General features: G+C 60.0%; 15 protein-coding genes. 8 read left to right on the plus strand and 7 right to left on the minus strand.

What is annotated here, in order from left to right:
* Positions 1 to 17 precede the first annotated feature (17 nt).
* Positions 18 to 293 carry an HU family DNA-binding protein gene (locus ACZ1JC_RS04055; protein ID WP_465139191.1) on the plus strand — a complete coding sequence of 92 codons (276 nt, stop codon included), beginning with the start codon at positions 18 to 20 and terminating at the stop codon, positions 291 to 293.
* Between the two features lie 418 nt (positions 294 to 711).
* Here the strand turns inward: ACZ1JC_RS04055 and ACZ1JC_RS04060 are convergent, their stop codons facing one another.
* The 4 genes from ACZ1JC_RS04060 to aptA form a co-directional block, all read right to left on the minus strand.
* Positions 712 to 2,424, minus strand: coding sequence for an amidohydrolase (locus ACZ1JC_RS04060; RefSeq protein WP_465139190.1), 1,713 nt, complete (start codon positions 2,422 to 2,424; stop codon positions 712 to 714).
* A gap of 16 nt (positions 2,425 to 2,440) precedes the next feature.
* Entirely contained in the window at positions 2,441 to 4,627 is a 2,187-nt protein-coding gene (locus ACZ1JC_RS04065; protein WP_465140302.1) for a TonB-dependent receptor, read from the minus strand.
* A gap of 266 nt (positions 4,628 to 4,893) precedes the next feature.
* A complete protein-coding gene (locus ACZ1JC_RS04070) occupies positions 4,894 to 6,204 on the minus strand; it encodes an amino acid permease (protein ID WP_465139189.1) in 1,311 nt (436 codons plus the stop codon).
* Positions 6,205 to 6,308: 104 nt separating this feature from the next.
* Positions 6,309 to 7,643 carry an omega-aminotransferase AptA gene (gene aptA, locus ACZ1JC_RS04075; protein ID WP_465139188.1) on the minus strand — a complete coding sequence of 445 codons (1,335 nt, stop codon included), beginning with the start codon at positions 7,641 to 7,643 and terminating at the stop codon, positions 6,309 to 6,311.
* A gap of 17 nt (positions 7,644 to 7,660) precedes the next feature.
* Between aptA and pdxR the strand changes: the two genes are divergently transcribed.
* The 3 genes from pdxR (at position 7,661) to ACZ1JC_RS04090 (ending at position 11,596) form a co-directional block, all read left to right on the plus strand.
* Positions 7,661 to 9,247: a MocR-like pyridoxine biosynthesis transcription factor PdxR gene (gene pdxR / locus ACZ1JC_RS04080; protein ID WP_465139187.1), complete on the plus strand. Its 1,587-nt coding sequence runs from the start codon at positions 7,661 to 7,663 to the stop codon at positions 9,245 to 9,247.
* A gap of 99 nt (positions 9,248 to 9,346) precedes the next feature.
* Positions 9,347 to 10,840, plus strand: coding sequence for an aldehyde dehydrogenase family protein (locus ACZ1JC_RS04085; protein ID WP_465139186.1), 1,494 nt, complete (start codon positions 9,347 to 9,349; stop codon positions 10,838 to 10,840).
* A 15-nt stretch (positions 10,841 to 10,855) separates the two neighbouring features.
* Positions 10,856 to 11,596 carry a sulfite exporter TauE/SafE family protein gene (locus ACZ1JC_RS04090; RefSeq protein ID WP_465139185.1) on the plus strand — a complete coding sequence of 247 codons (741 nt, stop codon included), beginning with the start codon at positions 10,856 to 10,858 and terminating at the stop codon, positions 11,594 to 11,596.
* A 416-nt stretch (positions 11,597 to 12,012) separates the two neighbouring features.
* Here the strand turns inward: ACZ1JC_RS04090 and ACZ1JC_RS04095 are convergent, their stop codons facing one another.
* From ACZ1JC_RS04095 to ACZ1JC_RS04105, 3 genes are all read right to left on the minus strand, one after another.
* Complete coding sequence (locus ACZ1JC_RS04095; RefSeq protein ID WP_465139184.1) at positions 12,013 to 12,660, minus strand: HNH endonuclease; 648 nt, start codon at positions 12,658 to 12,660, stop codon at positions 12,013 to 12,015.
* Complete coding sequence (locus ACZ1JC_RS04100; protein ID WP_465139183.1) at positions 12,657 to 13,817, minus strand: AAA family ATPase; 1,161 nt, start codon at positions 13,815 to 13,817, stop codon at positions 12,657 to 12,659. The genes ACZ1JC_RS04095 and ACZ1JC_RS04100 overlap by 4 nt, the downstream gene beginning before the upstream one ends.
* Before the next feature lie 461 nt (positions 13,818 to 14,278).
* Positions 14,279 to 15,499 carry a PDDEXK-like family protein gene (locus tag ACZ1JC_RS04105; protein WP_465139182.1) on the minus strand — a complete coding sequence of 407 codons (1,221 nt, stop codon included), beginning with the start codon at positions 15,497 to 15,499 and terminating at the stop codon, positions 14,279 to 14,281.
* Between the two features lie 454 nt (positions 15,500 to 15,953).
* Here ACZ1JC_RS04105 and ACZ1JC_RS04110 point away from each other — a divergent pair, with 454 nt between their 5' ends.
* The 4 genes from ACZ1JC_RS04110 (at position 15,954) to ACZ1JC_RS04125 (ending at position 23,998) form a co-directional block, all read left to right on the plus strand.
* Complete coding sequence (locus tag ACZ1JC_RS04110; RefSeq protein ID WP_465139181.1) at positions 15,954 to 17,150, plus strand: AAA family ATPase; 1,197 nt, start codon at positions 15,954 to 15,956, stop codon at positions 17,148 to 17,150.
* Between the two features lie 13 nt (positions 17,151 to 17,163).
* A complete protein-coding gene (locus ACZ1JC_RS04115) occupies positions 17,164 to 19,668 on the plus strand; it encodes a S8 family peptidase (protein ID WP_465139180.1) in 2,505 nt (834 codons plus the stop codon).
* 350 nt (positions 19,669 to 20,018) lie between these two features.
* The gene (locus tag ACZ1JC_RS04120) at positions 20,019 to 22,070 is read left to right on the plus strand and encodes an ATP-dependent nuclease (RefSeq protein ID WP_465139179.1); all 2,052 of its coding nucleotides are present in this window, start codon (positions 20,019 to 20,021) and stop codon (positions 22,068 to 22,070) included.
* Positions 22,067 to 23,998: a UvrD-helicase domain-containing protein gene (locus ACZ1JC_RS04125; protein WP_465139178.1), complete on the plus strand. Its 1,932-nt coding sequence runs from the start codon at positions 22,067 to 22,069 to the stop codon at positions 23,996 to 23,998. Before ACZ1JC_RS04120 ends, ACZ1JC_RS04125 begins: the two co-directional genes overlap by 4 nt.
* The last annotated feature ends 81 nt before the right edge of the window (positions 23,999 to 24,079 follow it).

Here is a 24,079-nt window from a genome sequence, read left to right on the forward strand (position 1 = left end):
AGCAGGAGAATACGACCATGAACAATTCGGACCTCGCCGATAAGCTGGCTGCGGAAGCTGGCGGCACGAAGGCTGATGCAAAGAAGGCTGTAGATGCGATCTTCGCTGCGATTGCTGAAGCCGCGGCTGCGGGCGAGGAAATTTCGTTGAACGGCTTTGGAAAGTTCAAAGTGAAGGACTCCCCGGCTCGCGAAGGCCGCAATCCTTCGACGGGCGAGACCATCCAGATCGCAGCTTCGAAGAAGCTGGCGTTCGCCCCCGCCAAGGCCATCAAGGACAAGTTGAACGGCTAAGGCAACGCTGTGTGAATAGGACGGCAGGTCATCTCCAAGCGGCATGCCGTCCTATTCCATGTGCCTAGAGCATCGGCACCACCGCATCTCGCCGTTGCATCCGCTTTGCCGCCGTCAATCAGTCTAAAGTTGCTCAGGGACGACTACCTCGATCGGTGAGATTCTCACAGGTTCGCGAACTGCCAATACCGCCCTACCCCGCCGAGGATGTCCGCCGACAGAGCCGCCCTAGAGCAGGTCGTTTCATATCCCCGATTAGCGGCCGTCCATTCACCCAGTTTCGGATGAACCTGAACGATTTGTCGTTTCCAATTGTCGTGATTTGCGGTCGAGACGGCCTCAAAAATCTGAGGCCGGGCTGGTACGCAAACGGCTCCAGCCCGGCCCGGGGCTACATATCTGCGCCCTTTGCGACCCTTCAGGGTTCTCCGAAGATATAATGGCCGTCCTTGACGGTCCCCAGAACCTTTACCTTGAGTAGGTCTTCCGGCGGGACCGTCAGGGGATCGCTGTCGAGAATGACCAGATCCGCGATCTTGCCCGGCTCAAGCGTACCCTTGGCGGCCTCTTCGTGGATTTCGTAAGCGGCATTGCGCGTCACTTCGGTGAGCGCCTCGTAAGGCGTCACCCGCTGCTCCGGGCCGAGGATATCGTTCGAACGCGTGCGTCGCGTGACCGCGGACCAGATCAGGCGGATCATGTCGGGCGGAACGATCGGGGAATCGTTGTGGATCGACGGTTTGAGGCCAACGTCGAAGGCATCGCGCTGCGGCGAAATCCGGTCTGCACGGGCCGAACCAAGCGTCACTTCGCGGTGCCAGTCACCCCAGTAATAGGTGTGCGAGGCAAAGAAAGTCGGCTCGATATCGAGCGCTTTCATCTCCTTGAGTTCGTCCAGCGTCGCCGTCTGCGAATGGATGGCGATGGTCCGGCGCATGGGTGTGCCGCTCTGCTGGCCCACCGCGCGAACGGCATCGATCAACTGCTGGATCGCAGCATCGCCGTTGACATGGATATAGGCCTGCCAGCCATGCTCGTCCGCCTTGGCCAGCATCGCCCGCAGCGCTTCGTCCTTCAACTGCGGATAACCGGCATAATCCGCGCCCTTGCCTTCGGGCGGCACATGATAGGGATGGCTCAGCCATGCGGTGCGACCTTGCGGCGAGCCGTCGGCGATGATCTTCACACCGGCAGCGCGCAAGTGATCGACGTAAGGCGCGTTGAAGGGGATCGCATCGAAGCCGTCCCACGGCTGGTTGAGCAGCGGCAGCGCATGAACGTCGAGGAACAGAGCCTTGCGCCGGGCGGCGGCCTGCAGCAGATCCCAGGCCGCGTGCATGGTCGCCCCGTCCTGCGCCGTGGTGAGCCCGTAGCTGGCATAGACCTGCTGGGCCTTGGCCAGTTGCTCCAGTTGCCGATCGAGCGTGGGCTGCGGCATCAGCCCGTAGAGCTTGAACAGCGCGCCTTCCTCGATCACGCCCGAAGCGGTCTTGCCGTCCGCTTCCCGGCGAATGACGCCGCCCGGCGGGTCCTTGTCCGGGTGGAGCAGTCCGGCCATCTCCAGCGCCTTGGTATTGGCGGCGGCAAGATGGCCGGAAGCATGCATGATCAGGATCGGCCGATCCGTCGACACTGCGTCCAGTTCCTGCCGGGTGGGATGGCGCTTTTCGGCCAGTTCCGCATCGTCATAGCCGGAGCCGATTATCCAGCCCTGGGGATGCGCCGTGATATAGGCGCGCAAGGCTTCCTGAAGCCCGGCGATGCTCGACACCCCGCCCACCGGCGGCGGCGACAGCGCGACAAGGTCCGCCTGCTGGGCCAGCATGGTGATATGGCCATGCGCGTCGATGAAACCGGGCAGCAGGGTTCGCCCAGCAAGGTCGACAACCTGCGTCGCCTTGCCTTTCAACTTCCCGACCTCGGCATCGCTACCGACGGCCAGGATCTTACCGTCCTTGACCGCCAGCGCGCTGGCTTTCGCATCGGGCGCGGTCATCGGAATGACCGTGCCGTGCAGGAAAACCATGTCCGCCACCGGGCCCGGCGCGGCCAGCGCCGTGCCGCTCGCCAGCAGCGCCAGCGAGAGCGCCGCAGTTCCCCGGATCGCCGTCCACGTGGTCTTGGCGTTCATGCGAGAGCCTCTTTCATCAGAAGTTGTAGTGGAAGGTTGCACCGATCGTGCGCGGCTCACCGTACATCAGCGCCCGGTTGCTCAGCAGCGCCGTCACATTGGCGAACTTGATATAATCCTTGTCGAACAGGTTCTTGGACCAGACCGACACGGACCAATCGCCGCCCTGTTCGGCGAGTGTCAAATTGGCGTCCGCAAGGTCGTAACCGGCCATCGAATAGGCTTCCCGATAGAGCGGGTTCACCACCTTGGGATCGAAGTTCTGCGAGGACACGACGCTATAGCCGAAATGTCCGGTGAGCTTCAGGTCGGCAATGCCCAGCGCTGTGGTATAGCTCGCCGAGAGGTAGGCCTTGTGCTTGGGCGCATAGGGCGCCTGCGAGCCGTCGGCATCGAGCAGCATGCCGTTGTACATGCCGCCGCCGCCAGGATAGCTGGTGAACTCGCTGAGGTTGTAGGTGTAGTTGCCCGAGAGCGTGAGGCCGGTGACCGGCACCAGCGTGGCGTCAACCTCCACGCCCTTCGACACCAGCTTGCCGGCATTGTTAAGGCTGGTGGTCAGGCGCGTGGCACCGGCGAACTGCGTCTCAACGAACGTGAAGACCTGATAGTCGTCGAACTTCTGATAGAATCCGGTGACGTTGAGCCGGGCGCGGCGGCCGAAGAACTGGCTTTTGAGGCCCAGTTCATAGCTGACCACGGTTTCCGGCTTGAAATTGATCCCGGCGGCAAACGTGGTAGCCGAAGTGCCTTCGGTGTTGAAACCCCCGCTCTTGAAGCCTTTGCCCACGGCGCCGAACACCAGCACGTCGTTCGACAGATGTAGGTTCACACCGCCCTTGGGAGTGAAGAAGGTATCGCCCATCTTCTGCGAATAGCCGTCCAACGGCGTCGTAAAGATACCGTATGGATCGAAGGTCGTCAGGTTGTCGAGTGTCTTCTTCTCATAGGTGAGGCGACCGCCGACGAAAAATTCGATCACGTCGTTGATGCGGTAATTGGCATTGAGGAAGCCCGCGTAAGACTTCGTCGTCACCGAAGCATAGGAGGGCATGTCGAGCCCGGCATAGAGCGAATATGGATAGCCGAAATAGGCAAGCCCCGCGCCATAAGACGACACCGTGCGGTCGACGTTCCGGCCCCAGAAGTAATAAAGCCCGGCAACAAAATCGAAGTGCTCGCCCACCGGCGAGGCGATGCGCAGTTCCTGCGAAAACTGGTCCGTGCTGGGTTTGAAGTGGACGGTCAGATAGGGCACCGTACCGGTCTCGTTATTAAAATCGATATCCTGCTTCCCCGAACGGAAAGCGGTGATCGAAGTCAGATCGTAGCCGCCGCCAAGCTCCACTTCACCGGTTACCGAAATGCCGCCCATCTTCCGGTTGGCGCGGTCATCATAGTAGGAATTGAAGTGATAGGGGTTCGTCCCCGGCGTCGGCACGTAGGTATAGTGCAGCGTGGAATTATGGTCCGCCACATAGTCCGCAGCAATCGTCACCCGCACGCCTGCCGCAGGCTCGACCAGAAGCTGGGCGCGCAAGGCATCGGAATTCACGCCCTGGTTGCGAGTGCCCAGATAGTCGTTGTGGTAATAGCCCTTGTCCTCAAGGTGCGTGGCGGAAAGCTGCAAGGCGGCATCGGCACCCAGCGGCACATTGACGCGCGCGGCGACCTTCCAGTGGCCGAAGTTGCCGTACTCGCCCTCGAACTCTCCGTTGGCGTCGTGTGAGGGCTGGCGGGTGGTGATGCTGATCGCCCCCGCATCGGTATTCTTGCCGAAGAGCGTACCTTGTGGGCCGCGCAGCACATCCACCTGCTGGATGCCCAGCAGCGTCTGGTTCATCATCCATGATCGGCTGAGATAGACCCCGTCGATATAGAGGCCGACACGGGAATCGTAGCCCGCATTGCGCGAGTAATCGATCACCCCGCGAATGCCCGCACGCCCCTGTTCGCTGCCGTCGCCGAACGTGAGCGAAGGCGCGGCGATCTCGATATCCTGAAGCTTGGAAGCATTGATCTCGGCCAGCGTCGCGGCGCCGAAGGTCTGGATCGAGATCGGCACTTTCTGTGCACTCTCGGTCCGTTTTTGTGCCGTTACGGTAATCTCGCCGATACCGTCCTGCACGGCCTCGTCAGAAGCGGGTGCCTCTGCCGCCAGCGCCGGAAATGCGAGCGCCGAAGCACCCAGGAATACTACCACCCTCAAGCAAGGGCGAACCGACTTTTTCGTGAAACAATTCATTGCCATCACCCCCATGGAAAGTTTCTGGAGGCACCCTCACCCGGAGTTCCGGCATCCCCGCCGACCCGTTCGTTATGGGTCGATAATGCCGCACCACAGCACAAAGTCTTGGTCCAGTCGGCCACGAACGATAGTTCCAGAATTCGGTAAAATACAATAAAAACAAGGGCGTTCGTCATGCGAACGCCCTTGAAATATGTTGCGGTGCAAAATGGCCAGAAAGGCTATGCAGGCAGCGGCTGCCGCCTTCGAACCAGACCATAGCCGAGCGAGATGATCGCCAGACTTCCCGCCCCCATCAGGAGCGGCAGCTGCTGGTCGGGAATGAACGCCATCGCCGCCAGGATCGCGAGCATCCCCGCAATCGCCAAGTAAGTCAGCCAAGGGAACAGCCACATCCGCACGACCAGTCGCTCAGGGCTTTCAGCCTCCAGCCGCCGGCGCAAGCGCAATTGCGAGAAGGCAACCAGCAGATAGACGAAGAGCGCGACCGTCCCATAGGAATTGACCAGAAACGCGAAGACCGTGTCCGGCGACACATAGGACATGAACACCGCGACGAAGCCAAAACCGCTGCCCGCCAGCGTCGCCGCCACCGGCACGCCGTTCCCGCTCACCCGTGCCAGAAACGCCGGGGCATGGCCGTTGCGGGTCAGCGCGAAAAGCATGCGCGAGGAGGCATAGAGCCCCGAATTGAGCGCGGAAAGCACGGCCGTCAGGATGATCGCATTCATGATCTGCGCCGCCGCCGGAATTTTCATCGCGGATAAGGCGCTGACGTAAGGCGTGGCGATCGTCGCCGAGTTCCACGGGATGATCGCCACGACCAGCACGATGGAGCCGACATAGAACAGCAGCACGCGGCTGATCACCGAATTGGTCGCTTTCGCGACGGCCTTGGCAGGCTCGTCGGCTTCGGCGGCGGCGATGGTGACGATCTCGGCGCCGAAGTAAAACCCGGTCGCCGCAACGGCGCCGGTCAGCACCGGCAAGACCCCGTTCGGCGCGAAACCGCCATGTCCGGTCAGATTGGCGAGCCCCGGCCCCGGGGTGAACCACATGCCCGCAACGAACAGGGAGCCTAGCACCAGAAAAACCACAATGGCGGCCACCTTGATCGAGGCGAACCAGAACTCGAACTCGCCATAGGAGCGGACCGAAAACAGGTTGCTCGCTGTCAGGGCCAGCATGAGCGTCAGAGCCAGCAGCCATTGCGGCACTTCGGGCAGCCAGAAGCGGATAAGGTCCGCCCCCGCGATCGCCTCCAGCGCGACGACGATGACCCAGAAATACCAGTACATCCAACCGGTCAGGAACCCCGCCATGTCACCCAATGCGATCCGCGCGTATTCGTAGAACGAACCGATCGTCGGCATCGCCGTCGCCAACTCGCCCAGCATGCGCATGACCAGAATGACCAGCAGCCCGGTCAGCAGGAACGAAATGCTGGCCGCTGGCCCGGCCGACTGGATCACCACCCGGCTGCCAACGAACAGTCCCGCACCGATCACGCCCCCCAGCGCGATCATCGTCATGTGCCTTTGCTTGAGCGTGTGACGCAGGTCGGGCTGCGCCTCCGGAACAGGTACATCGTGTATCAAGGCAACCCCCATCTGCGCGGCCCGCGCCTGCATGACGATCAATCGGCGAGTTCGGTCAGCACATCGCGCAAGGTATCCACCAACCTATCGATCTGGCCGGTCTCCATCACGAAGGCCGGCGCAATGATCGCGGCATCACCTGTGGTCTTGAGGTGCAGGCCTGCATCGAACAGACGCTTCTGGACGATATGGCCGCGCAGCCCCGGCCGCTCCGATGGTGCCAGATCGACGCCTGCAAGCATGCCGTAACCACGCACGTCGGTGACCAGCGCGAGATCCTGCAAGGCCTCGATGCGGTCGAGGAAGTAGGCAGATGTCTGCCGCGCGCGATCGAACAGTCCCTCGTCGCGGTAGATATTGAGCGCGGCAAGGCTGGCGGCGCAGCTGGCCGGATGGGCGGAGAAGGTATAGCCGTGGAAGAACTCCACCTGCCCTTCCGGCGCCTTGTCGACGATAGTGTCGTGTATCTCGCGCGAGACTGCCACCGCCGCCATCGGCTGGGCCCCGTTGGTGATCGCCTTGGCCATGGTGATGATATCCGGCACGACGCCGAAAGCCTGCGCCGCATAGTTGTGGCCAAGCCGCCCGAAGCCGGTGATCACTTCGTCAAAGATCAGCAGGATGCCATGGCGCGTGCAGAGTTCGCGCAGCCGTTCGAGATAGCCCTGCGGCGGCACCAGCACCCCGGTCGAACCGGCAATCGGCTCCACCACGCAAGCCCCGATATTCTCGGCCCCGTGGAGCGCGACCAGACGTTCGAGATCGTCGGCCAGTTCGGCGCCATGCACCGGCTGTCCCATCGTACCGCGATTCTGCTCCAAAAAGGTGTGACGCATATGCACGACGCGCGGCCCTGCTGGACCGAACGCGCGCCGGTTCGGCACCATGCCCGACAGCGCCACGCCGCCGAAGTTCACGCCGTGATAGGCACGCTCCCGCGAGACGAACAGGTCCCGTCCGCCTTCGCCCCGTGCCCGGTGATAGGCCAGCGCGATCTTGAGTGCAGTCTCCACCGCTTCCGAGCCGGAATTGCCGAAGAAGATGCGGTCCATGCCTTCCGGCGTCAGCGAGGCGATGCGCGATGCCAGCCGGAACGATTGCGGATGGCCGCGCGTGAAGCTGGGCGCATAGTCGAGCGTCAGCAACTGCTCGCGCACGGCATCGGCGATCTCGGTCCGTCCGTGCCCGGCGGGCGTGGTGAACAGGCCCGAACAGCCGTCTAGGATCTGCTGGCCCTGCTCGCCGTAATAATGACAGCCCTCGGCGCGGCAGAGCATCTTGGGTTCGAGATGAAAATCCCTGTTCGCCGTGAACGGCATCCAGTGATGCGAAAGGTCCGGCCGGTCTCCGGAAAGCGGTGCTTGCGTATCCATGGCAATCATGATTGGTTGTGCAGCGCAGCATTTGTAGTTCCAGACGGCAACAAAACGATGGGTACAGATGCGACAGGGGACGCATCCACGTGCTTGACCAAACGGCCAAAAGACGACGCCAACGATCCGACCCGCTGATGTGGGCGCCGCTGTTGGGCATCCAGGACGACAGCGCCCGCACGCTGCAATTCCAGATCCGCAGTCGGATCGTTGATTCGATTCTCGACGGTACTCTGCCTGCGGGCACACCGCTGCCATCCAGCCGCAAACTGGCCACCGAGCTGAAAGTTTCGCGCAACACCGTCATCCTCTCGTACCAACAATTGGTCGACGACGGGTTCCTCCTCGCGCGCGAGCGCAGCGGATTCGTGGTATCCTCGCAGACGCAGGAAAGGCGCGTCGCGCCTCCAGTCGAAACGCGGCTCCGGCCGCCGCTCGCCGAGGACCTGAATTGGGAAACCCGGCTTCGTTCGCAGTCCTCTCGCTATCGCAGCATCGAGAAGCCCACCAACTGGCAGGCCTACAAATATCCATTCCTTTACGGCCAGTTCGATTCCTCGGTTTTCCCGATCAATGCCTGGCGCCAGTGCTGTCGTCAGGCGCTGGGCGTACTGGAACTGAGCGACTGGGGACGCGACACCATCGACGAGGATGATCCCCTACTCATCGAGCAGATCAGGACGCGTATCCTGCCCCGGCGCGGCATCTGGGCTGACAAATCGGAGATCATGATTACGCTTGGCGCGCAGCAAGCGCTGTTCCTGTTGTCCGAAGCACTGTTCTGCGAAAAGACTGTCATTGGCCTGGAAGATCCCGGCTATCCCGACATGCGCAATATCGCCCGGATCAAGGGCGCGCGCGTGCAGGCGCTGCCGGTGGATGGGCACGGGCTGATCCCTCAGCCGGACCTTTCGACCTGCGACTATGTCCATGTCACGCCTAGCCACCAGTGCCCGACCACGGTGACAATGCCGCAGGAAAGGCGGCGCGAGCTGCTGGACTATGCCCGTCAGAGCGGGGCAGTGCTGATCGAGGACGATTACGACAGCGAAACGAGCTTCGACAACGCGCCGCAGACCGCGCTCAAAGGCCTCGATGGCAGCGGACGGGTGATCTATGTGAGCAGCCTGTCGAAAATCCTTGCGCCCGGGCTGCGGCTGGGGTTCGTGGTGGCCGACGCGGCGCTGATCCGCGAACTGCGCGCCTTGCGCCGCCTGATGGTGCGCCACCCGCCGCTCAACAACCAACGGGCCATCGCGCTGTTTCTTTCGCTGGGGCACTACGAACCGCTGATCCGCCGATTGACCGGGCTCTACCGCCAACGCGCACGGGTTCTCGGCGATGCCCTCGGCCATCATATTCCTTCCGCGAAGTTCCGCCCGGCGACCGGCGGTTCGTGCATCTGGCTCGAAGCGCCAGAGGGGTTCAACGCTGCCGAATCCGCCCCCCAATGGCGCAGCGAGGGACTGCTGTTCGAACCCGGCGATGTCTTCTTCGACGATCGTAGCGCAGGCCGCTCGCACATTCGCCTCGGCTATTCAGTCATCCCCGAAGCGCGGATCGAAACCGGCGTGCGGCTGCTTGCACAAGCCATCGGAGGCTGACCGCCCGCAAGCGGCGTGGCTCACCGGAATGCGCTAACTGGCCCTACGCCACTGGAACTACCGCGAGGCAGTGAAGCGTAACCAACAGGAGGTTACGCCATGCTTGCCGACAATGCAGACCTGATCCAGCCCGCCCTTTCCAACGAAACTTATGCGGGCGGCCATTTCATCGCCGGACAGGTGGTTGCAGCAGCAGGCGGTGCAACGTTTTCCGTCATCAACCCCGCTTCGGGCCGCGAAGTAGGCCGTGCCGCGCTGGGCGATGCGCGCGATGCCGAAAAAGCCGTCGCCGCAGCAGCTGAGGCCCGCCAGCAATGGGCGGCCGTCCCCGTCCGCGAGCGCGGCGCGAAGCTCGCCCGAGGTGCCGCCCGCCTGCTCGAACAGGCCGAGGAGATCGCCCGCCTACTGGCGCTAGAAACCGGCAAGGCGATCCGTACGGAATGCCGCCCCGAAGTCCTGACCGCCGCCGATATCGGTACGTTCTACGCCGGGCTCGGCTCCGAACTGAAGGGCGAGACGCTGCCCTTCCGGCCGGACCTCCTCTCGCTCACCATCCGCGAACCGCTGGGCGTCGTCGCTGCGATCCTACCGTGGAACGTTCCGCTGGTGCTGATGATGCTCAAGATCGCGCCCGCCCTTGTCGCCGGCAACACAGTGGTCGTGAAAACTGCCGAGGAAGCCCCGCTCGCGACGCTCATGGCAGCCCGGATTCTGGCCGACGAACTACCCGCCGGCGTGCTCAACGTGATCCACGGCTTCGGCCCCGAATGCGGACAGCCGCTGGTCGAGCATCCGCTTGTCGCCAAGGTGACGTTTACCGGCTCGCAGCCGGTGGGCGAGATGATCTATGCCAGCGCAGCGCGCAAGCTGATCCCAGTATCGCTGGAACTGGGCGGCAAGAGCCCTATGATCGTCATGGCCGATGCCGATCTTCCCAAGGCGGTCGCAGGCGCAATCGCCGGCATGCGCTTCACCCGGCAAGGGCAGAGCTGCACCGCCGCCAGCCGCATCTATGTCCATGAGACGATCTACGAGGACTTTCTCACTCGTCTCGCAACCGAAACGCGCAAGCTGAAGATCGGCGATCCTCTCGACGAGACGACCGATATAGGCACCATCATCTCGCAGGATCAGATGGACCGCATCGCCCAGTTCATTGCCATCGGCCGCGCAACGCCAAACGTGCGTATGATCGTCTGCGGCACGGCGCCTGACGACGCCAACCTCGATACCGCCCTCTTCGCCCTGCCCACGCTCTTCGCCGACATTCCCGACGAGAGCCCGCTGATGCGTGAGGAGATCTTCGGCCCGGTCGCCTGCGTGGTGCCCTGGAGCGATTACGAAGACGTGCTGGAAGCCGCCAACGACAGCGAGTTCGGCCTTGCCGCCAGCGTCTGGACCAACGACCTCGCCAAGGCGCTCGACGCCACGCGCAGGCTCGACGCGGGCTATGTTCAGGTCAATCAGAACCTGACCATCCAGCCCAACCTCAGCTACGGCGGTTTCGGCAAGTCAGGGCTCGGTAAAGAGGCTTCGCTCGAAGCCATGCTGGAGCATTTCAGCCGCAAGAAAACCATCGTGTTCGCTGGATAAGTCAGAGCATCGACGATGGGCGGCCTCGACCTCCTCACCCTGCTAGCCACGAGCGCGATGGTTTTCGTCGCCGCCCTTCTGCGCGGGTTCACCGGCTTCGGCTTTGCTCTTGCGGCAACGCCGTTGCTGGCGCTCTTGCTGCCACCCGCGCAAGTGGTGCCGACGGTGCTTTTGCTGCAAGTCGGCTCCAGCCTGATTGGGCTGCCGGCAACCTTGCAGAATCACGATCACCGCTCGACATGGTGGATTGGCCTCGCAGCCTGCATCACGACGCCAATCGGCGTCAGCCTGCTGACCATTATCGCCGCGGACGACGCCCGTGTAGTAATTGCGCTCGTGTCTCTCGCCGGCCTGGCAACGCTCCGGGCAGGCTTCCAACTTGGGAACCCACCAAAACGGCGGATTGCCTTAGCGTCTGGGCTAATTGCGGGCCTACTGGGTGGGCTGTGCGCGATGTCGGGCCCGCCCATCATTTCCTATTACCTTTCCAGCTCTACGCAGTCGCAGCGCGCGCGAGCCTCAATGATCCTGATCTTTCTGATGACCGGTTTAGTGGGGCTCTTCTCGGCGGCAATTGCGGGACTGTTCACCATGGCAATCGTCGTTCAAGCAGTTCTCTTGGCTCCCTCAATGATGCTGGGCACTTGTCTGGGGGGCCTTATCTTCAACAAGGCACCGGACGTCGCCTTTCGCAAAGCAGCCTTCGCCGCTTTGGGTCTGATTGCCGTGATGAGCCTGCTCGCTGCTATCCGTTAGTGCGCTGCCCAAGCTCGCCGAACGGAGACGCAGAGATATCGGCAACAAGGCTCGGCAGATTTACCGCAGCCCGGCACACGACATGTGTTTAGGCGGCCCCATCCGTTCGGATGCAGACATGTCATCTGTTGCGCGATCAGTTCAGCTCGAGTCTCGCCGACGTAGCGGTCATAGACCACCTCATCTCGGCTCCCTGATAGCTGCCATCGGTTCACTGAGGTGCAAATGAACCTGAACAACTCGATTTGGGGCCTAGCCGGTAGGCGGCATTGGGAGAGAAAGCCAATGAAGCGGTCATTGCCCAGTCGCTACGCAGTCCGAGATCAGTGACCTGCCCGAGCCACTTCTCAGTGGCATCAACAGCGATGAGACTCGGGGGACTCTTGCACCTCAGGAAGATTGCACCGCCTCCCGGTTCAGTTCGCTTGCCCATAAGAGCGTGCGAGCGCCTGAATTGCATCAGCAATCGGCCCCTGAGCGGTCTCCTTGCCCTGTAGCTTGTGAAAGCTGTCGATCATCAGCTCCTGGAGTGAAAAATAGTTGTAGTGGTACGCTCCCTTCGCACTTCCGTTCTTGACCACGATCGAAACCAGATTGAACCCGGGACCCTGCACTGCGTACCGCTCTAAATGATCATCCCAGCAATCGAAATTGGGATGGACGAAGGCATAGTTCGCACCGGTATCGCTAGGCCCGGCGGCAGCCTCGTCGATCAGAAACGCAATGCAATCCTTTTTGAACTGCATGTTGCACCGCTTGCATGAAACCGAAAGGTTCCATGGCTCATACGTGAAGGGTTTGAACTTCTTTTTCGGCAGGATGTGCTCGCGGTCGATCATGAAGTAGCCGCCACCTTGCAGAATCGTACGGCAGTAACAGCACTGCTGGCCATGTCGCTCTAAATGGTATTCTAAGATACGCTTCTTCGCACTGCGGATAGCCGCCTTGTGAGATGGCGCCTCGTAACTCCACGGATCATCGTCGAGCATGGCCGCTGCGATCGCCGCGCTTTCTTCCAGCGTGAACACGAAATCAGCAAGCAGAGGCGTATAAGCATCCGTCATGCGCGCGGCCCATCCGAAGCGGACAGGCCATCCTCGATCTTAAGGACAAGCCGAGCCACGGCCTCGAAGAAGCCCTGCTGCTTCGGATCGAAACTGGCCGATTTCATATTCTCGATGAGGGCGAATACCTCAGCCCTCGTGCTCTTGCCCTTCTGAAAATCGGTAACGGCCGCGACGAGCTCTTCGCTAACGAAATGACTGGCCGGCGTGACCACCTCAAAAGCTTTCCACAATAACGCTTCGATGCTTTCGGTTGCCCCTGTTTCGTCGAGTTCGATACGGCTTGGTATGCCCTTCCGAACCTGAAACACGCCGACACTCCCTGGGTTCTGCGTCCTTGCCCCTGTCACGACCAAAGGGGAATGCGTGGCGATCACGACCGTCGAGCTGTGATAGCGCAACGTCGTCATGAGCGTATTGACGTACTCACGTTGCCACGCCGGATGAAGGCTGTTCTCTGGCTCATCTATGACCACCAACGCGTTGTCGCGAAGGTTCGCGACCAGAAAAAGCATGGTTGAGATCAGCGAGAGTTCTCCGGAGCTAGCCCGGTGAATCTCGATACGGTCCCCACTGTTCTTGATCGCCAGTTCGACATCGACGCTGCGCAGCACCTTGTCTTTCCTGAGCTGCGGCTCGAAGACAAGTAACTCGTGAAGGTTTATCCCTGGAGGCTGGCGCGGATAAGATGATGAGACATCGATCCAGATCATGGTTCCGTCCGGCATATTTTCGAGCCGGTCCACCAGTTCGCGATAGGTATCGTTTGAGAAGTACAGGTCGGAGAGCTTGCGTTCTCCGTTCTGCGCCAGCCGAACCACGAAAGCGAAACCGGGTGCATAATTGCAGTATTCGAGAACCGATCCCATCTGGAACGAGCGCGAGTCCTTTGCACCAAAACTTGCGCGTACTGCCCGCTTGATGACCGCGATGGGCGACTGATAACCTCGACCTGCGGATATGCGCTGGATACCTTTCATGCCTTTGAAGCGGTCGAAGGCGGTGTTACAGATGACCATTACCTCGCAATAGCCGTGATTGCGTTGGACCAGATTACGTAGCAGCGTGCTCTTACCAGCCCCATTGGGTCCGACGAGGATGGCGACCTCCTCGCCTCTGCGAAGGCCAGCCTCCAGACCAAGCTCCGAGCGAAGCATCTTGCAGTTCCTTTATCGAGGTGGGAAGAGCAGCCGTAATAATCGGCTGCGGGATCAGTCGTCCATGCCTTATCAGCATATCGCGGAGAAGCTCGTCAGGCATTAAGTCCTCGGTGACGCAGGGGCGCCTGCACTCGGCAATCTGTGGATTCCATGTTCGCAATTCTCGACACGATCTTTGGCCAAGAGCGAGCTTTCCCTTGGAGGCAACAGCGAATTGTTCACCCGGTTCGCGCCGTCTTCACGAAGAGGCGATCTCCCGCTGTTCCAGATAGACTTGGCTGAAGAGATCGCGGCCCAAGAAGCCGCTTCGCCAGCCGTTGCGTCCGTGCCTCTCGGAAGCTGCCACCTTGTTTATCTATTCAACCGCGAACTAGGCGTTTTGCGGAGTGTGATGTACTGAGAGCTTTTCGAGTGGCAGCGCTGGAAGGCCCCCATGACTGCTTCGCAGCGGCTGCGGCTTAAGAGGCAGTGGGCGACGACGAGCTATGCCCATCGACAGCAGCGATCTCCGCATCGATCTCAAGGACCGCCTGGATGAGAGCGGGCAAGGCCGTCGCTTGAAAGTCGGACCAAGCAAGTCCGACATTGGCTTCCTGCTGCTCAGCCGTGAGGGTTTCGGCAAGCTTGGCGGTCATGAGGTCGCGGCTGAAGATGGTTGACCATTTGACACCCATTGGCTTCACTAACCCGACGAACAGCTCCGGCCGTCTCTTTGCCCCCTCGTAGAGAGCCGACCGACCAGCAGCAACACCTGGCCCTATCACCAGCGAAAGCATAAGTCGTCCGGGTTTTGCGGAATCCCGCTTCACCTCGAATAAGAGTCCGCGCCCGGTGCGGCTCCAGTCCTTGGGATCGGTCTTGTGAGCCAACGTGCCCTCCCATTGCACGGGGAGAAATCGGAGCATTGATGGTCCATCCGTGTCGGGGATTAGTCCGTCCACCGAGCGCACCCGCTGTGAAATGAACTCTACGAGATTACCGGTCTGCGGGCGGCAATCAAAGATAAAGTCAAGAGCTTCCTTGTGTCGCTCATAGAGCTTGGCAGCTAGGTCACGCAGATGGTCATCGTCCACGATGTTCTTCCTCAGCATATCGACATAGTGTTCGATGATCAGGCGAGTGGCATCGCCAGCGGTGGGTTCGGCCGCGATTGCCTCCAGTGTTTGCGCGACGGCGGAATAGCTCAGCGGCCAATAAGCGTCGTCATCAGCCGGCGTACCGGCGGGGGTCAAATACAGATAGAGCTTTCGGTAGTCGGGATACTCGACAGCGACCCTCTCGCGGTAGCGGACAAGCTGACCGTTGCCCGGCTTGGCGTGAACCTTGTTTTCGATGACGACGACTAGTTTCAATTCCTCAACCTCGATCAAGAGATCGATAGCGTAACGCTCACGGTGCACGACGGCGTTGTCAAGATCGCCGACAATGAGAGCCAAAGTGCTGATCGGTCGGGCCTCTGCCGGGACCGCCTCCAGGGCGTGGCGCAGAATCCGTTCGAGTGGCTTGGAACCAAGACCATGCGGCCGACTTGGGGAGAGGAGATAGCCCAGGAAGTTGGAATGCTTGAGCTCGCCATGCACCGCTCCTAAGGCTTCGAAAAGGTTGAAGCGGCTCATCCGGCCCTGAATTTCGTGGAATTCCGGGGCGTCGAGCAGCGCACTCAATCGGTCATCAATCATGTATCGCCCCGCAATTCCCCGTGGGCCAACGATAGAGGGAACATCTGAGCCAAGGTCAACCAGGAAGAGAGAAGGCGCTGACAAAGTTCGCTGACATAGCCGACGCCTGTCACCTCATCTGTGCGGCCGGGAGGCTTTCCTCCGTTCACCGAGATTTGGGCGCCCGCTGAGGATCGCCGCCATCGTGACCATTCCAACGCTTGGCCCCCGAAAGCTACAGCAGCAACAGGCGACGTCCATGAGTTGCGAACCCGACCCCGCTCAATCTCTCGCGAGCTAGCGTTGAGGATGTTCTTGCAATTTTAGCAACGGTCTCGGTTTGATTGGAGGCTGAGATGCTCGGGAATCCGCTCGTGGGACCGATCGACATTTGCGACAAATTATGCATTTTTCACTTGCCATTATGCAATTTTTCAAGATATAGAAGCACTATATACAAAGGATATGCATAGCTGTGGAATATTTAGCGGTCGTTCAATCTCTCTGCCGGGTCGGACTGGCCACTGGGGATGAGAAGTTCCGCAAGCAAGTGGAGCGGTTACGCGACCGCTTGCGTAAGGCAAATGACGCCGAGGCGGCTGATGTGATCGAGAGTCTGCTTGCAACAGGGCTGCGAGCGACGACTCTTCAACCGAGCCGAATTGAACTGTCGCGGAGCCTTGCCGGTGAACGGTTGACCGCTGCAGTCAACCCCCCGTTCGATAAGGAGAGCGGCGCCCCGCTTGCCCAAATCTACATCACCCCTGGAGATGCGGCCCTGCCGCCGGTTTTGACCGACGAGCTTGAGAACGCATTGGAGTCGATGATTCGTGAATGGATCGACGATGACAAATTGCGCGCGCTCGGCATAACACCCACGCATAGTTGCCTAATCTTCGGCGCACCGGGCACCGGTAAGACGGTCACTGCCATGCATGTGGCCGCGCGGCTCGGTCTTCCGGTAGTGCTAGCTAGGCTCGACGGCATCATGAGCTCGTTTCTCGGCACGACCGCACGCAACATTGGCACTTTGTTCGAGTTCGCCAATCGTTACCGCTGTGTATTACTTCTCGATGAGTTTGACGCGTTGGCCAAGCTTCGCGACGACCCACAGGAAGTGGGCGAGATCAAGCGTGTCGTAAACACATTGCTGCAGTCCCTAGATGTGCGTGGGCCGCTGGGCTTGACGATCGCCATCACCAATCACCCCAATCTGCTTGATCCGGCAATCTGGCGCCGCTTTGAAGTCAAAATCGAAATGCCGCTTCCACCCACAACGGCCCGTGAGCGCTTGATAGTGGAATTCCTCGCGCCCGTAACGGTTCACGACAGCGCACTTCATCTGCTTTCCTGGGCTTCGGACGGGGCGAGCGGTTCGGATGTCCGTTCGATGGCCCATGCGGTTAAGCGCTATCTCGTGCTTGAGAAGGCTGGCTCTGAACAACTACAACTAGATGGTAGCGACGCGCTCGCCGCCCTGCGGCGCTATCATGTGACGAGTGCAAACCTAGAGGATCGTACACGTCTGGCAGCTTTGCGCGAGGAACCTCGATCGATCGCCCGGATGCTCCTCAAAAGCGAAGGCAGTTCATTCACACAGGCATCTGTAGCACAATTGCTTGGTCGAGATCAGTCAACCATCGGCCGCTGGGTCAAGGAGGAGGCGGCGTAGCCGCTTGTGAATTATGGCGAACAACCCGGTCCAAATTGTTCTGAATGATGGCGATTATGTCGTCGCACCGGAGGGAAAGACAGGCGGACCGCCGTACGACTTCTTCGCTGGCAAGGATGACGAGTTCATCAAACACAAGGCAAAGATCGCCGCTGGAGTACAGAAGGCCGCAGCTCTGCTTGCGGCCAAGCAGACAGGCGGCATGGGTTACGTTCGCGTACGCCTCCGCGAGCGAGCACTAGCAAAAACACACCGCCCGGTAAGGGCATTGTTCACTCCGGACAGTTTTCCCTGCGTCGGAGCCTCGGGTGTCGGAGAACTCTTCTATTTTGCGCAGGCCGATGTGCTGGCGAAGCTCGTTGATAGGATATCTGAAGCTGAGCGGGACACACATTGGGTGGAAAACAACAAGGGCGAGATGGAGGCGCGGCCGAGCGTTATTCGTTCAGATGTCGGAGCAATAGAGGAAATTTCGATCCCCGACCCGAGCGCGAAACGCCGGTTCGACGCACAAACCGCGGTGAGCTGGCTTTCCGATCCACGCACAGGCGGGTTTTACTTGCTCGAGTTGTTCGAAAACCCCGCGGCTGCTCAGCGGCGAATTGCCCAAAACGACGGAAGCCTTTCGGAAAGCCTTGATAACCTGATCAAGGAGCTCGGTACCGGTATTGTCGCCTGGAGATTGCCCGAAGCGGGTGGTGAAACACCGATCGCACTTCGGTTAACAGTCCGTCCCGCACCGGCCTTACTGATGAGCAGCCGTCCACCCGATACAACCGTCGCGCGAATTGATCCCGATGCGACCCGGCACGAAGCGGCACTCCAACGGCTGGCACAACATCCATCAGTGCGCCGCATTTCACTTCCGCTGCGGATTGAGCTTTCCGATGTGCCCGCCACTACGTCGAACACGGCCTTCACGCTTCCGCAACCATCTCAAAACTCACGTTACCCTCGTGTCGGAGTCGTTGACTCAGGACTTGGCACTGCTCTGGCATCATGGACTATCGGACGGCACGATTTTCTCGAGCCTGATGAAGTCGATGCCGAACATGGCTCATTCGTTGGAGGGTTGATCGTCGGTGCGGCGGGCCTCAATCCAGACCTGCCCGCGCTCGAACCCGATGGTTGCGAACTTATCGATCTAGCGCTTTTCCCGAAGGGGGATTTCCTAGACACCTATACCAATGGGTTTGACGATTTCCTCGCCGAGATGGATCAGGCAATTGGCGAGGCGGTGCAGCAGCACGGCGTGCGAGTAATTAATCTCAGCATAAATGCCGTCGCGGCGGTCGATGCCGATCATTACAGTTATTATGCTGCCCGCTTGGACCAAATCGCAGGGAAGCATGACGTCATCATCGTCAATTCCGCGGGCAATTTGGCCCCCGGTGCATTTCGCGCGCCGTGGCCAAAACGGCCTAGTGACGCCGTCAAATATTTCGCCGCTCGGGTGGAGCCGGACACCATTTTTGTGCCGACCGAAAGTCATCGCACCATTTCGGTCGGCGCGATCAACCCCCCGGGTTGCTCTACTCATCATGGCGGACTACCTACCACCTACACGCGCCGAGGCCCTGGCCTCAAGGTCGGATGCAAGCCTGACGTAGCTCATTTTGGAGGTAACGACGGAAGTGCGTCTGGTGCCAATCATCGCCTCGTATCAATTACACCTACTGGCGCCACTATTACCAGCTGCGGTACAAGTTTTGCCGCGCCATTGGTCGCAAAGTCACTCGCAACCCTCGAGAATGCGATCGATGGCCGGCTGCCCGCCCATACGTTGCGTGCGCTGATGATTCACGGCTGTTCACCGCCGGATGCGCTGACATCCCGTGGACTCTCGACACTGGCACGCCAATTTGTTGGCTTCGGTGTGCCAGTGCAAACTACTGAAATGCTAGTGACCGATGACAGTTCGATCACGCTAGTATTCTCGAGCTGCATCCCTGATGATGACAAGCGCCCTAAGGTCCTCCGCTTTGAGTTCGACTGGCCCCAAGCACTGGTCGATCCAGCAACCGGTGCGTGTCTGGGTGAAGCGACTGCCACGCTCGTGTATGATCCACCGGTGGACAACGCTTACGGTGCCGAATTTGTGCGGGTTAACCTCGACGCAAAGCTTCAACAGCGGCAACCGAAGGATCGCAAGGACGGACTTCCAAGCTACCTTGATCGATTCGAGCAGGCGTTCTTACCCAAGACCGCAAACCAACCGGTTCCCGAGAAAGAGCTGATAAAACAGGGCCTAAAATGGTGGCCCACAAAGCGTTACCGCACAAAAATTTCCGCGAGCGGCATCGGCGAGATGTCGCGCTGGCGGATCGAGGTTTCAGCTGTGAGGCGAGCCGAAGCACGCTTCCCCAAGGAAGGCATCCCGTTTAGCCTTGTGGTAACTATCCGCGATCCCGACGGTGTACAGCCTGTATTCCAGCAATTGCGACGCGCGCTTCAGACAGGGCGAGTGCAACTTGAGGAACTGCGCACGCACCAGCGTATTAGGGCCAGCGGAGGTTGACACGTACGCCGCTCGGTTTCGCAGTTCAAATATACTTCAAACTGCCCCCCCCCCCCGGCGTGCCCTCACCGGCTTCTCACCGAATCCCCTCGGCTGGCATTGATGGTATTTTTCGATTAGCGTGTCTTCGCAGGAAAATCGGTACACCATTCACGCGCCTGTAAAGCTACGCGGAGATCGGCTGAATGCAGACTTCACGCGAACGCGTGACATTGACACAAGCTTACCCTTCGCATCGCCCAGTAATTATGACAAAGTCGTATATAACCCGGCGACAATGCAGCGCGGCGGAAGACAGCTCACTCAAAAAAGATTATGCCCTCCCGCAACAAGGGGGATGAAGTACTACCGTGTATATCAAAACGCTGAAGCTTTGGAATTTCCGCGGATTCCATTCGACCGAACCGGGCCTCGAGATGTTCGGACACTATCCCGTTACCGTCGATCTTGCTGCCGATACGACCATTTTCATCGGACGCAATGGCGCGGGCAAAAGCGCACTTCTTCAGGCACTGCTTCGGCTTTTCGGGGAAACCCGTGAAGAGCGTACAATCCAGGCGGCCGACTTTTTCATTGCGCCCGGACAGCGGCTTGAAAGCCAGTCTGAACGCCAGCTCTTTCTCGAAGCCCTGATTGCCTTCCCAGAGCTCGAAACGCCAGGCGCCGATGCGGAGAAGACCATCCCCTCAGTCTTTCGTCACATGATCGTCACCGGCCCTGGCGAAACACCCCATGCGCGACTGCGGCTCGAAGCAACTTGGGAACAGGGCGGAACACTCGACGGCGTGATCGAGGAGAAGCTCTACTGGATCCTCACTATAGACAGTATTGGGTTGGGCGACCAGAATCCGGCGCTCAAGAAGCGGGTGACGCCGGCTGAGCGCAGCAACATCATGGTCCGTTACATTCCGGCTTCGCGCGATGTCACAGCTCTCACCCAACTTACCGTGAAGAGCCTCGGACGCTCGCTGATGAATGCGGTCGTATGGGAGCAAAAAGATGAAATCTCGAAGCTCATTCAGGATGCTGCCGACAAACTTGACACCGAGGCTGCGCTTGGACGCGTCAATGCCTCCATCAACAATTGCTGGAGCGAACTCAATACCGCCGAGACAGGGACAAGCGCCCGTCTTTCGGTCTTAACGCCGGATCTGCAGCAGATCATTCGCTCTGCCAGCATCCAGCTCACCCCATCTTCGCTTGGCCGCACAATGGGCATCGAGGAATTGAGCGACGGCCAGCGCTCACTATTCCATTTCGCGCTCGTCAAAGCCCTGCTCGATCTCAAGCTCGAACTCGAGGCCGAGGTTCGCGAGAAGAAGGAACCGCCATTCGAGCAGACCTTCGCGCGGGCGCCTGCACTGACGGTTTTCGCTTTCGAGGAGCCCGAGAACCATCTTGCCCCGTACTATCTCGCGCGCCTGCTGACCCAGCTCGAACGGCTGACCACCACTAACCGAGTTCAAGGCGTCATTACCAGCCATGCGCCGGCAATCGTTAGCCGCATCGAACCCAAGGCAATCAGGCACATCCGGCGTTCGCAGAAGACCGGTATCTCGACGATCTCGGCGCTTTGCCTTCCGACCGACGGCACCGAGGCCGCCAAGTTCGTTCGCGAGGCGGTTCGCGCACATCCGGAGATCTACTTCGCGCGACACGCCATCTTCGGCGAAGGCGCTTCGGAAGAGATCGTTATTCCTTGGGTTGCCGATAAGCTGGGCGTTCCGGTCGACCGTTCGTTCGTCGCCATCGTTCCGATCGGCGGGCGACACGTCCAGCATTTCTGGCGGCTCGTCGAGCAACTCGGTATTCCCCATACCACTCTGGTAGATCTCGACCTCGGACGAAGCAGCGGCGACGTCGTGACGTTCAAGACGCTAGCCTCTGCGCTGCTGGAGCGCGGCGGCCATGACGCGGCGACGATCGGCAACCTTCAGCGCGCCATTCATTTCACACGTGGGAAATGGGCCGAAGACGACTGGACACTGGAGTGCATCCGGCAATGGAAGGACTGGTTTGAACAGTTCGGAATTTTCATGTCGAGCGAAATCGACCTCGATATGCTGATGCTCCAAGCTTTCCCCAAGCATTACAAGATCCTTCCCGAGGGTGCCCTCGGTCCGCGCAAGCCCGATGATGCTGCAGCGGTTGAGAAAGCAGTCAAGATCGTTCTCGGCGACGACGGTTATGGGCCGGCCTGCTACGACGGGCTGGAAGTCCGAAAACTGTTCGTCTGGTATAAGTACCTGTTTCTCGGCGACCGCGGCAAGCCTGCCACGCATATGTTCGCGCTGTCGAAACTCGAGGAAGACAAGACAATCGATTTCGCGGCGCAGACACCACCCCTGTTGCGTAAGCTCATTGCCTATGTGCAAGGCAAGCTCGAGGAGGGTATGGTGTGATCTGCCCGGGAGATTGGCAGCCGATCGGGGTCGCTTCTCTCGAAGCAACCGCTCTTGCCGCTGTGAAAGCAAGCGGCAACACGCTGGTCACGGCCGGCCCCGGCACCGGGAAGACAGAACTGCTCGGTCAGCGCGCAGCGTATCTCCTACAGACAGGGATTTGCCCGTTCCCGCGCCGAATCCTCGCCATCAGTTTCAAGCGCGATGCTGCGACCAACCTGCGCGACCGCGTTGAGCGCCGCTGCGGTGGCGATGCTGTCCGGCAACTGGATTCGATGACCTTCGATGCCTTCGCCAAGCAGTTGCTCGATCGCTTCTGGCGTGCGCTTCCTCAGCGCTGGGCCCTCACCGGTGATTACCAGATCGGCTTTCCCCATCCGTCGCGTAATGGTTTCAGCCAGTTCCAGCACGAAGTCGCCAATACACTTCACCTTCCATTAGAGCCCGCCGGATGGGCCGCATCACTTTTTCCGACGCCTCCCCAGGCTCAAGACGTGTTCGGCATGACTTTCGACCAGTATACCGAAGGTCTCCAGCGGTTGAGACTCGAACCGTTACACGTCCCAGATGCAAAGTCCTTTCTTCAGCTTGTGGCCTTACGCCGCGGCATCGCACAATCCCCGCCCGAACTCACTTTCGGGCAAATCGGATGCCTTGCAAGCGCCATCATCGCCGCCAATCCGGCGATACGTGAGGCCATCCGTGCAACGTACAGCCATGTCTTCCTCGACGAGTTCCAGGATACGACTTCGGTCCAGTACGCGCTCGTCAAAGCAATTTTTGCCGGTTCGGCTTGTGTCCTAACCGCAGTGGGCGATGCCAAGCAGCGCATCATGGGCTGGGCCGGGGCCCAACGGAACGTGCTCGAAGCGTTCGAGCACGACTTTCTCGGTAGTCCCGACGCGCTTCCTCAGCTCACCCTAGCGCGCAATTATCGCAGCAACGAGCGGATCGTCTCCATTCTCAATGTGCTGAAGGCACGAATTGCGCCTACTGAACCCGATTTCGTTGCGGTTCGGCCACCCCCTGATTTGCCCGATGACGAAATCTTCTCACTGCTCGTCGCCAGCGACACGCGCGCAGAAGCACTAGGCATCGCGCAGATCGTCGGCCAATCGATTTCGTCAGGCACCGATCCCCGCAGCATTGGCTTGTTGGTCCGCCAACTTGCCGGCAATTGGGAAGAGCGGATCAAGGATGAGTTCTCCAGCGCCGGAATTGCCTTTCGCAACGAGGATCGCAAGATCGGCGGCGCCACGATCCAGGACCTGATGACGGAAGTCTATTCCCGGGTCGTTCTCGACCTCGTCGAGTTCTGCTCCCGCAAGCACGGCGGGTCGCTTTGGTCGGTTGCCATGGTCCATTTCGCTGCCGCACGCGGAATAGAACTGCGCGACGACGAAACCGCCGAGCGCGCGCTTGCGGAACATGTCGACGCTTTTCATCAGGCCAACCGGATTGATCCCGATATGCAGCCAGATGCCGCCGACGTGCGGCTTATTGTCTCCGCGATTGAGTCCGCAATCGGCCTTGATCGATTGCGCAGCCTAGCACCGCACTACGCAACGGGTGATCTCTTCGCCACTGTTCGCAGCGCAACGATCGAGTTCCTGGTGGAATGCGCTACGCTCACGACCTCTTGGAAACTGGCGATCGATCGATATCGGGGTGCCGGACAAGTTCCCTTGCTCACGATCACCAAGAGCAAGGGCCTGGAATACGACTTGGTCGTTCTCTTGGGACTGAACGACAACGAATGGTGGAGCTTCAACCGCGACGTTGAGGAAGGTCACTCGCTCTTTTTCGTCGCGGCCTCCCGCGCACGCGAGCGCTTGCTACTAACCCGTTGCAGCCACGACGGGACGAGCAGGATAGACGAGATATTCGCATTGCTGGCACAGGCCGGCATCAGCGAGAAGCGCATCTAACTTTTCCATGGCCAGCCCGACTTCAACGAAACCTGGCGGTCGGCATGGAATAGGTTGACCGTCTCCGCGTCCGCATGTTTT

Source organism: Sphingomonas sp. BL-S-28 (assembly GCF_055521515.1).

What these genes read in the sequence shown, in the direction of transcription:
- ACZ1JC_RS04100 (WP_465139183.1), bottom strand. Translation starts at nt 13,817, where the DNA reads ATGCTTCGCTCGGAGCTTGGTCTGGAGGCTGGCCTTCGCAGAGGCGAG.
- ACZ1JC_RS04070 (WP_465139189.1), bottom strand. Translation starts at nt 6,204, where the DNA reads ATGACGATGATCGCGCTGGGGGGCGTGATCGGTGCGGGACTGTTCGTT.
- ACZ1JC_RS04115 (WP_465139180.1), top strand. Translation starts at nt 17,164, where the DNA reads ATGGCGAACAACCCGGTCCAAATTGTTCTGAATGATGGCGATTATGTC.
- ACZ1JC_RS04085 (WP_465139186.1), top strand. Translation starts at nt 9,347, where the DNA reads ATGCTTGCCGACAATGCAGACCTGATCCAGCCCGCCCTTTCCAACGAA.
- ACZ1JC_RS04090 (WP_465139185.1), top strand. Translation starts at nt 10,856, where the DNA reads ATGGGCGGCCTCGACCTCCTCACCCTGCTAGCCACGAGCGCGATGGTT.
- ACZ1JC_RS04105 (WP_465139182.1), bottom strand. Translation starts at nt 15,499, where the DNA reads ATGATTGATGACCGATTGAGTGCGCTGCTCGACGCCCCGGAATTCCAC.
- ACZ1JC_RS04095 (WP_465139184.1), bottom strand. Translation starts at nt 12,660, where the DNA reads ATGACGGATGCTTATACGCCTCTGCTTGCTGATTTCGTGTTCACGCTG.
- aptA (WP_465139188.1), bottom strand. Translation starts at nt 7,643, where the DNA reads ATGGATACGCAAGCACCGCTTTCCGGAGACCGGCCGGACCTTTCGCAT.
- ACZ1JC_RS04055 (WP_465139191.1), top strand. Translation starts at nt 18, where the DNA reads ATGAACAATTCGGACCTCGCCGATAAGCTGGCTGCGGAAGCTGGCGGC.
- ACZ1JC_RS04060 (WP_465139190.1), bottom strand. Translation starts at nt 2,424, where the DNA reads ATGAACGCCAAGACCACGTGGACGGCGATCCGGGGAACTGCGGCGCTC.